Annotated in this window: 13 protein-coding genes and 1 pseudogene; 13 read left to right on the top strand and 1 reads right to left on the bottom strand. The window is 66.7% G+C overall.

Going from position 1 to position 12,616, the window contains the following annotated elements:
* Positions 1–94 precede the first annotated feature (94 nt).
* The 5 genes from AB0N75_RS05955 to AB0N75_RS05935 all read left to right on the top strand — a co-directional run bounded on the left by AB0N75_RS05955 (position 95) and on the right by AB0N75_RS05935 (position 5,761).
* The gene (locus AB0N75_RS05955; RefSeq protein WP_364646535.1) at positions 95–673 is read left to right on the top strand and encodes a hypothetical protein; all 579 of its coding nucleotides are present in this window, start codon (positions 95–97) and stop codon (positions 671–673) included.
* An 83-nt stretch (positions 674–756) separates the two neighbouring features.
* A complete protein-coding gene (locus AB0N75_RS05950; protein WP_364646532.1) occupies positions 757–1,299 on the top strand; it encodes an RNA polymerase sigma factor in 543 nt (180 codons plus the stop codon).
* Entirely contained in the window at positions 1,296–2,123 is an 828-nt protein-coding gene (locus tag AB0N75_RS05945; protein WP_364646530.1) for a hypothetical protein, read from the top strand. Before AB0N75_RS05950 ends, AB0N75_RS05945 begins: the two co-directional genes overlap by 4 nt.
* Positions 2,124–2,222: 99 nt before the next feature.
* Complete coding sequence (locus AB0N75_RS05940; RefSeq protein ID WP_364646523.1) at positions 2,223–3,968, top strand: alkaline phosphatase D family protein; 1,746 nt, start codon at positions 2,223–2,225, stop codon at positions 3,966–3,968.
* Between the two features lie 155 nt (positions 3,969–4,123).
* Positions 4,124–5,761, top strand: a complete 1,638-nt coding sequence (locus AB0N75_RS05935) for an ABC-F family ATP-binding cassette domain-containing protein (RefSeq protein WP_364646520.1) — start codon at positions 4,124–4,126, stop codon at positions 5,759–5,761.
* Between the two features lie 47 nt (positions 5,762–5,808).
* Here AB0N75_RS05935 and AB0N75_RS05930 read toward each other — a convergent pair whose 3' ends face one another.
* Positions 5,809–7,020 carry an FAD-binding oxidoreductase gene (locus tag AB0N75_RS05930; RefSeq protein WP_364646517.1) on the bottom strand — a complete coding sequence of 404 codons (1,212 nt, stop codon included), beginning with the start codon at positions 7,018–7,020 and terminating at the stop codon, positions 5,809–5,811.
* An 817-nt stretch (positions 7,021–7,837) separates the two neighbouring features.
* Here AB0N75_RS05930 and AB0N75_RS05925 point away from each other — a divergent pair.
* The 8 genes and pseudogenes from AB0N75_RS05925 (at position 7,838) to AB0N75_RS05890 (ending at position 12,507) form a co-directional block, all read left to right on the top strand.
* Complete coding sequence (locus AB0N75_RS05925) at positions 7,838–8,140, top strand: metalloregulator ArsR/SmtB family transcription factor (RefSeq protein WP_127512170.1); 303 nt, start codon at positions 7,838–7,840, stop codon at positions 8,138–8,140.
* Positions 8,137–8,622 (top strand): SRPBCC family protein, encoded by a 486-nt coding sequence (locus AB0N75_RS05920; RefSeq protein ID WP_364646514.1) that lies wholly within the window; start codon positions 8,137–8,139, stop codon positions 8,620–8,622. The genes AB0N75_RS05925 and AB0N75_RS05920 overlap by 4 nt, the downstream gene beginning before the upstream one ends.
* 236 nt (positions 8,623–8,858) lie before the next feature.
* Positions 8,859–9,347, top strand: a complete 489-nt coding sequence (locus AB0N75_RS05915) for a pyridoxamine 5'-phosphate oxidase family protein (protein WP_364646511.1) — start codon at positions 8,859–8,861, stop codon at positions 9,345–9,347.
* Between the two features lie 51 nt (positions 9,348–9,398).
* Positions 9,399–9,905 (top strand): annotated as a pseudogene (locus tag AB0N75_RS05910) (hypothetical protein); the annotation flags it as partial.
* A 188-nt stretch (positions 9,906–10,093) separates the two neighbouring features.
* A complete protein-coding gene (locus AB0N75_RS05905; protein ID WP_364646508.1) occupies positions 10,094–10,528 on the top strand; it encodes a hypothetical protein in 435 nt (144 codons plus the stop codon).
* Positions 10,529–10,590: 62 nt separating this feature from the next.
* Positions 10,591–11,811, top strand: a complete 1,221-nt coding sequence (locus AB0N75_RS05900) for an Nramp family divalent metal transporter (protein WP_364647026.1) — start codon at positions 10,591–10,593, stop codon at positions 11,809–11,811.
* On the top strand, positions 11,808–12,182 hold the full coding sequence (locus tag AB0N75_RS05895; protein ID WP_364646505.1) for a hypothetical protein: 375 nt from the start codon (positions 11,808–11,810) through the stop codon (positions 12,180–12,182). Before AB0N75_RS05900 ends, AB0N75_RS05895 begins: the two co-directional genes overlap by 4 nt.
* A complete protein-coding gene (locus AB0N75_RS05890) occupies positions 12,169–12,507 on the top strand; it encodes a PRC-barrel domain containing protein (protein ID WP_364646502.1) in 339 nt (112 codons plus the stop codon). Before AB0N75_RS05895 ends, AB0N75_RS05890 begins: the two co-directional genes overlap by 14 nt.
* Positions 12,508–12,616 lie beyond the last annotated feature (109 nt).

Genomic DNA, 12,616 nt, shown 5'->3' with positions numbered 1-12,616 from the left:
CGTAACCTTTCACCTCCCCGGCTCGATGACAGAGGTGTACGGGCGCGCTGCGGGCTTCGGCCAGCCGCGCGCCAAGCACCAATCGAGGAGATCCATGATGAATCGTTTCCGTACCCTGAGCCTGCCCGCCAAGGGAGCCGCCTTGGCCGCCATCATCGCCGTTGGTGGGGCCGGCGCTGCCGTTGCCGCACCCGCGCTGACCGCCGGGGACACCGCGAGCGCCATCACCACTCCCGCCGTTCCGGCCGCCCCCGCTGTTCCCGCCGTTGAGGGCGAGCAGGCCGTGCCGGCCATTCCGGCAACCCCCGCTGTGCCGGGCGACAAGTCTGCTGCCGACATTGAGGCCGACGCGGACGTGAGCGCAGAGGGCACCGAGACTGAGGCAACGGCCGACGCGGGTGCAGAGGCCGAGGCCGGAACCGAAGAAGCCGGAGCCGCCGCAGAGCTTCGCTCGGGTGCCGTGGTGACCCCGGCCGTTCCGGCAACCCCGGCCATTCCGGGAGCCGACGGCGAGCCGGCCATCCCCGCCGTCCCCGCCGTGCCGGCCGTTCCGGAACTGCCGGACACCGCCAACGCCGATGCCCAGGCCAAGATCGACGCCCGCACCAAGGCGGCAGAAGCCCGCGCCGAACTCCGCGGTGGAGCTACGGTCAAGATCGACGCCGGGCAGTAATTTCGCACGGTGTCGGGTGCGGTGGCTACACTGAAGCCGCCGCACCCGACGCCCGCAGTTTGAAGGACCTTAGTTTGCTTCGCATGCTCTCCGACGACGTTGTTTCTGCAGCGCAGTCAGGAAAGGCCGAGGCCTTCAGCGACATCTATGCGGCACTGGCGCCCGGGGTCAACGGGTACTTGAAGATGCGCGGTCTGGAGGACCACGAAGGCGCGGTGCAGGAAGTCTTCCTCGCCCTCTTCACACGGATTGGATCTGTGCGCGGTGGCTTCAACGGACTGCGCACGCTGGCCTTTTCCATCGCCCACGCCCGGTATGTGGACGACGTCCGGCGCCGTGCCAGACAACCGCAACTCTCGCCCTATGATCCCGACGCCGATCGGCGGGCGGTGGAATCGGCCGAGACGGCCCTGCTGGAGACGCTGGGCCAAAGCGAGATCGGCCGCCACCTCAAAGAGCTGAAACCGGACCAGCAGGAAGTGCTGCTGCTTCGCGTGGTGGCGGATCTGTCGCTGGAACAGGTCGCCGAAATCATGGGCCGGAGCACCGGCTCCATCAAGCAATTGCAGCGACGTGCCCTGTTGAAACTGAAATCCGTTGTGGAAAGGAAGGAGGCCCTACTGTGAAACACCTTGAGATTTCCGACGACGATGCGGTCCGCCGGTTGCTGGATGAAGCTGAAGTGGCCCCTTCCGAACAGCTCGAATCCTCCCTGCTTGCACTCCGCTCCGCCGGTAAAGTCAGTCCGGTGCCCGAACCGTCTGGCGAGCTCATGGCCTTCATGACGACGACGCCGGCGCCTGCGCCGGTGGTCCCGCTGCGGCGGCACCGCAACGTTCGCGGTGCCCTGATGGTTGCCGCCGCATTGGCCGGGACCGGCTTGGGCGTCACGGGCGTGGCCGCGGCCAACCCCGATTTCCGGTCTGCCGCAGACCAGGCGGTTCAGAACGTCGTCGGTTTCTTCGCGCCGACCGCGGCCGGTAAAACCGAGGCGCCCGACCACGCCGGGCACGGCGTTCCCGCCGACGTCCCCGCGGCGCCGGATGGAGCGAAGCCGAACGACGCCGGCCGCGACACCGGCCGCGACTCCGGCTCCGGCTCCGGCTCCGATGCAGACGCTCCAACTGACCCCGCCGCAGACCGCGCCACGGACGCAGCCAATCCGGCTCCCCCGGGACATTCCACGGCGCCCGGACAGCAACCCGAAACGCCTGGCGGCAACCGGTCCGTCAAGAGCGATCCGAACGGGGCGGAACGCAATCCGGCCATGCCCTTCCACGGTCTCCTGCCGGGAGCGCCGTCGCATGACGGCACGCTGCCCGATCCCTCCACACCAAACCTGCCGCCGGACAGACCCGGCAAGGGCTTGCCGCTGGAGGACGGCGGCCTGCCCACGACCGATCCGGCCCGGATCCCGGAATTGCCGGTGGTGCCGGAACCGCCAGGCTAACCGGCCGGCCTGCCGCATTCTGCTCTTCCGGCACACCGCGGATAATGGCAGAGTGTCGCCCAAGGGGACACGTTTCTGTCGGAGCAGGCAGGAGGATTCATGGCTTCATCGCCACTGGTACTCGGCCCGATGCTGCGTTATGTGGATCAGACCACGGCCAGCATCTGGGTGGAAACCCGAGAAGCCGCCCAGATCGCCGTCGTTGTTGCAGGCCGTTCATGGCAGGCACTTACCTTTGCCGTCCATGGCCACCACTATGCGTTGGTTGAAGTCGACGGGCTAGAGCCCGGCAGCGCCGTGCCGTACCGGCTTGAGATCGACGGCGTTCCAGTTTGGCCGGAGCCGGACTCGCCGTACCCGGCTCCCATGATCCGAACGCTCGCACCGGGGCGCCCGCTCAGCCTGGCGTTCGGGTCCTGCCGCACCAGCATCGAGCATGACGCGGCGGGCAACCGGAAACATGGCGTGGACGCGCTGCGGGCCTACGCGCTGGACCGGGCGGCCGGCGGCAAGGCGCCGTCCGATGCCGGCGGCCCCGCCGCAGACGATGCCAGCGGAAGTCCGGCGGACCCGGCTAGGAACAACAACTCCGGCTGGCCGGACCTGGTCCTCTTCCTCGGCGACCAGGTCTATGCGGACTCCACCACCGAAGCGATGCAGGATTTCATCCGCTCCCGGCGCGACATCAAGGAGCCGCCGGGCGAGGAGCTGAAGGACTACCAGGAGTACGCCCACCTGTACATGCTCGCGTGGTCGGACGGCGCCAACCGCTGGCTGCTGTCCACCGTGCCCAGCGCCATGATCTTCGATGACCATGACATCCGCGACGACTGGAACGCTTCGCTGGCCTGGCGGCGGCAGATGGAGGAGACGTCGTGGTGGCACGGCCGGATCGTTTCCGGCCTGACGTCTTATTGGGTCTACCAGCACCTGGGCAACCTGTCCCCGGAGCAACGCGCCCAGGACGAACTGTGGCAGCAGGTGGCGAATTACTCCGGCGACGGCGAGCTGGACCTCACCGACGCGCTGGAGGCGTTCGCTGAGCGCTCGGACCAGCAGCCGGAGACCTACCGGTGGAGCTTCACGCGCGATATCGGTGATGCCCGCCTGGTGGTGCTGGATTCGCGCGCGGCCCGGGAACTCGAACCGGAACGGCGGTCATTGCTGGACCAGGAGGAGATGGCCTGGCTGGACGGCCAACTGCAGGGCGGCTTCAAGCACCTGCTGATCGGAACCTCGCTGCCGTTCCTGCTTCCCAAGGGCCTGCACCATATCGAGTCGTGGAACGAGGCCCTGAGCGAAGGAGCCTGGGGCAGGTTCCCGGCGGCCATCGGCGAGCAGCTTCGGCAGGCGGTGGATCTGGAGCACTGGGCGGCCTTCCAGCGCAGCTTCCGGATGGTGGCAGAAATGGTGCAGGAAGTGGCCGACGGCGAACGCGGGCCAGCGCCGGAAACCGTCACGTTCCTCTCGGGCGACGTCCATTTCTCCTACGTGTCCGAGGTCCAGCGGTCGTCGGGAAGCCGGATCGTCCAGGCTGTCTGCTCCCCCGTCCGCAACCCGCTGCCGCGGGTTCTGCGCTACTTCACGGCGGTCATGTCCTACGGCGTGGCCGCCCCGGTGGGCGCGCTGGTGGCTAAAGGGGCCAAAGTTCCGAAACCGCCATTCGATTGGAAGGGACTCAAACGTCCCTGGTTCGACAACAATCTGGCCAGCCTCCAGGTTTCCGATGATGGCTTAAGGATCCGGTGGGAAACAGGTGTGGTGGACGACGGCGATCACCTGCACCCGCGGCTTCAAGAGGTCGCCGCCATGACCATCGCCCCGCGGGAGCCCGCCGGCCGCTGAGCCGTGGCTCACAGCCGACCCGGGATCCCGCCGCCGTCGGTGGCCACCGTTGACCCCGGCAACCGCCGAAGCCGCTGCCACCGCCGTCGCAGACCACAGAGCCGCAGCTCACAGCCGGACCCGACGCACCGCCGTCGCTCCTTAGACTGGTGGGCATGACTTCAACGCTGGTGGCCAAAGACCTCTCGGGCGGCCACGGCCACCGCGCCCTGTTCGCCAACCTGAACCTCACCGTCGCGCCCGGGGATGTGGTGGGCGTGGTCGGTGCCAATGGCGCCGGCAAAACGACGCTGCTGCGTATCCTCGCCGGCGTCGATGCCCCGCTGGCCGGGACGGTCAGCACCGCGCCCTCGGACGCGTTCATCGGCTGGCTGCCGCAGGAACACGAGCGGATTCCCGGCGAGACCATCGCCGCGTACATCAGCCGGCGCACCGGAGCGGCCGACGCCACCGAAGCCATGGAGTCCGCCGCCGAAGCGCTGGGCTCCGGCTCCAAGCAGGCCGACGACGAGTACGCCGCCGCGCTGGACCATTGGATGGCCAGCGGCGCCGCGGATCTGGAGGACCGGATTCCGCCGGTGCTCGCCGAACTCGGGCTGGAGGTTGGCCCGGACGCCGCCATGACCAGCCTGTCCGGCGGCCAGGCCGCGCGGGCGGCGCTGGCGGCCTTGCTGCTGAGCCGGTTCGACGTGGTGCTGCTCGACGAGCCCACCAATGACCTGGACTTGGCCGGACTGGCCCGACTGGAATCCTTCGTGCAGGGCCTGCGCGGCGGCGTGGTGCTGGTCTCCCACGACCGCGAATTCCTGGCCCGCTGCGTCACCACCGTGGTGGAGCTGGACCTGGCCCAGAACAAAGTGGCGGTGTACGACGGCGGCTACGACGCCTTTTTGGAAGAGCGTGCCGTAGCCCGCCGCCATGCCCGCGAGGCCTACGACGAGTTCGCGGAGAAGAAGGCGGATCTGGTGGCGCGGGCACGCACCCAGCGCGAATGGAGCTCGCAGGGCGTCCGCAACGCCATGAAGAAGAACCCGGACAATGACAAGATCCGCCGCAGGGCCAGCATGGAATCGTCCGAGAAACAGGCCCAGAAAGTCCGCCAAATGGAGTCCCGGATCGCCCGGCTGGACGAGGTGGAGGAGCCGCGCAAGGAGTGGCAACTGCAGTTCAGCATCGGCGCCGCCCCGCGCTCCAGTTCCGTGGTCGCCACGCTGAACCAGGCCACTGTCCGCCGCGACGGCTTCACGCTCGGCCCGGTCTCGCTGCAGGTCAACGCCGGCGAGCGCATCGGCATCACCGGCCCCAACGGCGCGGGCAAATCCACCCTGCTGCGCCTGCTGCTGGAGCACCAGGAGCCCGACGACGGCGCTGCCGCCTTGGGTGCCAGCGTCGCCATCGGCGAGATTGACCAAGCGCGCGGCCAGCTCGCGGAGGACCAGCCGCTCGGCGCTGCCTTCGAAGCGCTGGTGCCGGACTACAGCCAGGCCGAGGTCCGCACCCTGCTGGCGAAGTTTGGGCTCAAGGCAGACCAAGTTGCCAGCACCGTCGGCGCCCTCTCCCCCGGCGAGCGCACCCGTGCCGCGCTGGCCCTGCTGCAGGCCCGCGGCGTGAACCTGCTGATCCTCGACGAACCCACCAACCACTTGGACCTGCCCGCCATCGAACAGCTGGAGCAGGCGCTGGACAGCTACGACGGAACCCTCCTGCTGGTCTCGCACGACCGCCGGCTGCTGGAGAACGTCCGGCTGGACACCCGCTGGGACGTCGACGCCGGCCAGGTTTCGATCAGCTGACCGGCGGGGCCTTGCAGCGCTGCGCATTCCCAGTGTTGGGCTGTCGGCTATTCGAAGTCGGCCAGCCATAGGTCCGGGCCGAACACTTCGTACTGGATGTCCTTGGCGGGAATCCCTCGGGCAATAAGGGCGCTCCGCACGGCCTTCATGAAGACCAGCGGGCCGCAGAGATAGAATTCGGCGTCGGTGGGCAGCTCGGTGTTGGTCAGGTCCATAAAACCCACCTGTACACCTTCCACCTGCTGGGTCCGTTCGCCAGGCTGCTCGTACCAGGTGCCCATTGAGGCATAGGGCAGTTTCGCCAAATCCGCCCTGACCTGTTCGCGCAGCGCAAACGTCTCTTCGGAGTGGTCCGCGTGCAGCAGGACCACCGTGCGCTGCGATTCGGACTGGACCAGGTGCGACAGCATTCCGGCCATGGGAGTGATGCCGATGCCGGCACTGGCGAACACGATCGGACGGTCTGAGTACTCCAACACCACGTCGCCGAAGGGAGCGGAAAGGACTACTTCGTCTCCTACCTGCGCGTCGCGGTGCAGCCAGGTCGAGACCTCCCCGTCCGGCTTGCCGCTGTCGTCGTGCACACGTTTGACCGAGAACTGCCGATGCTGGCCATCATCGGCCCGCGTCAGAGAGTACTGCCGGGGCTGGTGAACACCGTCGGACATTCTTGCTTTCAGCGTGACGTACTGGCCCGGCAACGACGGCTTCACGTCCCGCGCGTCGGTCCGCTCCACCACAAAGGTCACCACGTCCGGCGTTTCCTGGATCCGTTCCGCCACCCGCCAGGTGCGCCAGACTTCGTCTGGTCCCAGATGCACGGCGTCGTAAAGTCCGCGTTCCTTATTGATCAGCAAGTTCGCCATCAGCCAGTAAACCTCATCCCAGGCTGCCGCGACCGGCGGAGTCACCGCCTCCCCCAGAACGTCGCCGATGGCCCACATCAGATTGTCGTGGACAATTTGGTACTGGTCCGGCCGCAGGCCCAGCGAGACGTGTTTATGCGCGATGCGCGACAGCAGGTGGTCCGGCAGGTCGTCCGGCTTTTCAATCAGCGTGGTGGCAAATGCGGCGATGGAACCGGCCAGCGCTTGCTGCTGCTTCCCGTCGGCTTGGTTGCCCCGGTTGAAAAGGCCGTCCAACAGTTCCGGCCGTTCCTCAAACATGTGCCGGTAGAACCGCTGGGCAATCTCCTGGATGTTCTCCCCTACCACGGGGAGGGTTGCCTTGATGATGGGTGTGGACGTATCTGACAGCATCGTCCCTGCTCCTTCCGGTTGTCCCCGACAACTCCCACCTTTCTCGGACTGCGGAGAAAATGCCACCCCCGGCGGCCTCTGCACCTACTGAAATTTGCGCCGGCCTACCCCTTGACCAGCCCGGTTGACTGTATTCCTTCCGAAGGCTTCCCGCCCCTGGAAATTCCCCATTGCGTGCCGACAAATCGGCGCTTACCCTGATGCCAAGGGTAGGAGCGCGCCATGGAAGTCACCCTTTTTGTTACCGACGTCGTACTCGCCTTCGTCCCCTTTGTGGTGCTGGTGTTCGGCCCCAAGCGGCGGATCGACAGACCCGTTGCATCGCGCCGCCGCCACACTTCCGGCTTAGCAGCTTACCGACGGGCCAGAAAGAAGGTAGCCCCGGAAATAGCGGGGGTTTCATTCCTTCCGCCTACTCCGGGTGTCGGTGGAGGAGCCGGAACTCCGGTGAGACTGCGGGCAGCCCGGCGGCCCACTGGACCGAGGCCCCACCGGGCTCCCAAACGTCATTCCCCGGGACCGCGATGAGGCCCTCGCGATGCCGGCTGGGCAGGATCGCCGCTGGTTTTGCTCCAGCCGTTCGCAACTAGGTCGTGCCCGGTCCTCGGCTGCGCGGCTTGGACCTTGTTCCGTCGTAGACGATGCAGCTCACGGCGGCCTTCCGCACGATCTATTGCCAGGGCTTGCAGCACGTCCGCCAGCCCTTGACCGCGCCTGCAACCCAAGAGTAGGTTGTAATCAACCGAAAGGTTGATCAAGGGAAGAGTTGAATACAGTGACAGATCGCAGCGGCGAGGAACTTCTGGATCGGGCCTTCATGGCCCTGGCAGATCCGGCCCGCCGCCGCATCATCGCCCGGCTCAGCCGCGGACCGGCAACGGTCAACGAACTGGCCGAGCCCTTCGAGATCACCAAGCAGGCGGTCTCGAAGCACATCCAGGTCCTCGAGCAGGCGGAATTGGTCACCCGCACCCGGGATGCCCAGCGCCGGCCCGTCCACCTGAACGCCGCACGGCTCGAAGCGCTCACGGCATGGATCGACCAGTACAGGCTGGTCCGCGAGGCGCAGTACCGCGGGCTGGATGCCGTGCTCAACCACCTATCCAAGGACAAAACATGAGCAACGCACTCAAAGTCTCCGTCCCGGACGGCGTCCCGTTCATCGAGACCGAACGAGAGTTCGACTATCCAGTCGCCGAGGTCTTCCGCGCACACAAGGACCCGGAGTTGATCAAGCAGTGGCTGGGTCCACGCGGAATGAAGATGGACATCGACCATTACGACTTCCGCTCCGGCGGCAGCTATCGCTATCTGCACACCGGCCCCGACGGCGTTCAGTACGCCTTCACCGGCGTCTTCCACACCGTCCGCGACAACGAGTTTGCCATCCAGACCTTCGAATTTGGCGGTTATCCGGATGTTGTCAGCATCGAGTTCATGACGTTCGAGGACCTCGGCAACGGGCGCTGCAAGCTGATCGGCCACTCGGTCTACCCCACGCTCGAGGCACGCGATGGCATGGCCCAATCCGGAATGGAAGGCGGCATGAGCGAGGGCTACGAACGGCTGGACGAACTGCTCGCCGGCGTCCGGACCGCGTAAAAGCAGGACAGAATCAGCTCGGCCAAGGGGCCGGGGCCCGCGGGCTCCGGCCCCTTCGGCGTGCCCTTCGCGGCCCCTTCGGTATCCCCTTCGCTGCGTCTTCGCTGTACCCTCGCCGTGCCCTTCTCGCGACCTGCGGCCGCACCTCCGCCTGGTCGTCACCCTCCGACCATTGGCGTCCTCCAGATTAGAAAGTATGCTGAGGATTCCCTGCACCCGAGACGGAAGGTGGTTCCATGGCCAACGATGATGAAGGACGCACGGAAGTCGCCAAGATCCTGAAGGACGCGGATATCTGCATCCTGACCACGGTCAATGCCAGCGGTCAGTTGTTCAGCCGCCCGTTGGCACTGCAGGAAGCCGAGTTCGACGGCGACCTGTGGTTCGTGACGCAGGATCCCTCGCCCAAAGCCGACGAAATCCGCGGCAACCCGCACGTCAACGTTTCGGTCAGCGGCTCGGACGGTTATCTGTCCCTCTCGGGAACGGCCCGGATCGTCCGCGACAAGGCGAAAATTGACGACCTGTGGGGTCCCACGCTGGAACCCTGGTTCGAGCACGGCAAGGACGACCCGGCGGTGGCGTTGATTCACGTCGAGGCGCACACGGCCGAATATTGGAGGCCGGATTCACCCAAGGTGGTCACGCTCTTCAAGCTGGCCAAAGGCATGGTCACCGGCAAGAAAGCTGACGACATCGGCAAGAACGACGTCGTCGACCTTTAGTGCGGCTCCGGCCGCACGGCACTCACCGCACACACACTAGAGGAGTCAGCAATGTCCGGAAATCTCTTGGCCCGTTCTGTACACGACCTCACCGCTGCCGCCTGGTTCGGCGGTTCGCTGATGGGCGCCGTGGGCCTTAACGGAGCGGCCGCTGCCGCCAAGGACCCGCGCGAACGCACCCGACTGTCCAGCGCCGGATGGATGAAATGGGCTCCGGTCCAGACCGCTGCATTCGCAGGGCACCTTGCTTCCGGCCTACCCCTGCTGATGGGCAATAAGGGCAGGATGCTCAAGCAGGAGGGGGTCATGCGGTACACCGTCATCAAGAGCGCCGTCACCTTGGCGGGTGCGGCGGTTACCCTTTACGCCGGCATGTTGGGCAAGAAGGTGGAACGGCTGTCCGAGGAAGGAGCCCAGGGGGCAACCGAGCCCTCCCCCGCGGCGTCCCCGGAGCTGAAATCCGCTCAGGTGCAGCTCAAGGCGCTGCAGTGGACCATCCCCGTCTTTGCCGGCGCCGTCATCGTGCTGGGCGCCAAACACGGCGAGATGCAACGGCCCGTCACCTTCCTTGAGGGCCTACTGAAGCACGGCGAGATGCAACGGCCCGCCGCCTTCCTTGAGAGCCTGCTGAAGCACAGCGAGATGCAACGGCCCACCGCCTTCCTCGGCGGCCTGCTGAAGCACAACGAGATGCAACGGCCCACCAGCTTCCTCGGGGGGCTGCTGAAGCACTAAGTGAGGGACGCTTGCACCGAAAGATAAGGGCACTGGCGGGGGTCACCGCTCCCCTGCTGCTCGTGACCGGCTGCAGCACCGGGCTGGCCGAACCGCTGGGACAGTCCGCCAAGGAGGCATCGGCGGCAGTGGGATCGGCGGCCATGGTGCTGCGGCTGGAAACCGAGGGCAAGGCCACGGACGCGCTGGCGCAGACCACCCTCGGCGACATGGTCGCCCAGAGCTCGGCGGCCTACAAAAGTGCCGCCGAGCTGACGCCGAAGACGCCCGGCGATCTGGCGCTGCAGCAGAACGTGCTGAAGAACCTGGACGAGGCTCTGCGCAGTCTGCACAGCGCCGAGGTGGCGCAGGAAACCGGAGACGACTCCGCTTTCCAGGCCGCGGTGGACCAGCTGCAGGCGCAGGCGGCGGAGCTGGCGGAACTGGGCAAGGAGCTCAAGCCGTGAGCGGCAAGGACGCCGGTTCGGTTGCGGACCAGGCCACGGGCAAGTCGTCGGCCAATCTCAGCATCCTCGGCGTCGCGCTCGGCATCCTGACCGCCATCGGCGGCTTCGTGGACATCGGCGACCTGGTGACCAACGCCGTCGTCGGATCCCGCTTTGGGCTGAGCCTGGTCTGGGTGACGGTGCTGGGCGTGGTGGGCATCTGCATCTTCGCGCAGATGTCCGGCCGGGTGGCGGCGGTGAGCGGCCGGGCCACGTTCGAGATCATCCGCGAACGGCTGGGACCGCGGGCGTCCCTGCTGAACCTGCTGGCGTCGTTCTTCATCAACCTGATGACGCTCACGGCGGAGGTGGGCGGCGTGGCGCTGGCGCTGCAGTTGGCCAGCAGCGTGCACTACCTGGCGTGGGTGCCGGTGGCCGGATTCGCCGTGTGGCTGGTGGTGTGGCGGGTGAAGTTCAAGATCCTGGAGAACGTGACCGGCCTGCTGGGCCTGACGCTGATTGTGTTCGCGGTGGCCCTGTTCCTGCTGAACCCGGACTGGAACCACCTGTTCACCCAGGCCACGCAGCCGGCCGTGCCGGAAGGCGAGGCACCGGCGACGTACTGGTACTACGCGGTGGCGCTGTTCGGGGCGGCGATGACGCCGTACGAGGTGTTCTTCTTCTCCTCGGGCGCGGTGGAGGAGAAGTGGACGGTGAAGGACCTGTCCCAGTCGAGGCTGAACGTGCTGGTGGGCTTCCCGCTGGGCGGGTTTTTGTCCATCGCCATCGCCGCTTGCGCCGCCGTCGTGCTGTTGCCGGCGGGAATCGGCGTGACCTCGTTGTCCCAGGTGGTGCTCCCGGTGGCCGAGGCAGGCGGCAAGCTGGCGCTGGCGTTCGTGATTGTGGGAGTGCTGGCGGCAACCTTCGGTGCGGCACTGGAAACCACGCTCTCCAGCGGCTACACGCTCTCGCAGTTCTTCGGCTGGTCCTGGGGAAAGTTCCGGCGTCCGGTGCGCGCAGCGCGGTTCCACCTGGTGATGATCCTGTGCCTGCTGGTGGGCATGGGGGTGTTGGCCACCGGCGTGGATCCGATCAAGGTCACCGAGTTCTCCGTGGTGTTCTCCGCGGTGGCGCTGCCGCTGACCTATATCCCCATCCTGATTGTGGCCAACGACCCCGAATACATGGGCGAGCACGTGAACGGCAGGATGCTGAACTTCGCGGCGATCGTGTTCATGGTGATCATTCTGCTGGCCGCCATCGCCGCCATCCCGCTGATGCTCCTGTCGGGAGCCGGCGCATGATTCCCGCGGGCAAGATGTTCGACGCCGTCATGCATCTGCTGGACCGGCAGGTTCTGGACGTGGACAAGATGCCGGTCACCGTGGCGGACGATATTGAACTCTCCGACATCCCGTCCGGCCGCATCCCGGCGGGCACGCCCGCACCAGTGATCACCAATCTGCTGGCGGGCTCGGTTCTCGGCACGCGCATGTTCGGCGGCCGCCCGCCGTCCTCCCGGCTGAACCGGATCCACTGGAAGCACGTAGCGGAACTGGGCACCGGGCTGCGGCTGAACATCCGCGGCGAGAACCTGGACGTGCTCTGGACCGAGCGCTGGGTGCAGCAGCGGATCATCGGCCGGATTCCGGGAGGCCGCCATGATCCTGAGTGACCTGTTGACTGCGAAGGTGTTCGACCACGCCGGCGCTCGGTTGGGGCGGGTGATCGACGCCCGGTTCGCGCTCGACGGGCGGCCGCAGGCGGAGGCATCGCTGGCCCAGGCACGGCTGGTGGGCCTGCTGGTCAGCCCCCATTCGCGCGGGTCCTACCTGGGGTATGAGAGGCGAGACCTCAACGCGCCGTGGCCCATCGCGAAGCTGGAGCAATGGCGGCACCGCGGCTCGTTCCTGGTGCTGTGGGAGGACCTGCACAGCATTGAGGACGACGGCGTGCACCTCCGCGCGGGATTCACCCGCCACGACATCCGGTTGAGTTAGGCAGGATTTCCACGCGGCCGGATCTCCACGCGGCCGCAAGCGGCCTTGGTCGATCACCGGCAGCAAACCCGGACGGCCCTTGGTCGATCACCGAAACCACGCCCGGGCC

The organism is Arthrobacter sp. NPDC089319, assembly GCF_040684925.1.
In the GTDB taxonomy this organism is placed as follows: domain Bacteria; phylum Actinomycetota; class Actinomycetes; order Actinomycetales; family Micrococcaceae; genus Crystallibacter.
The sequence above is the reverse complement of the archived record's forward strand: the minus strand, read 5'-3'. Positions and strand labels throughout refer to the sequence as shown.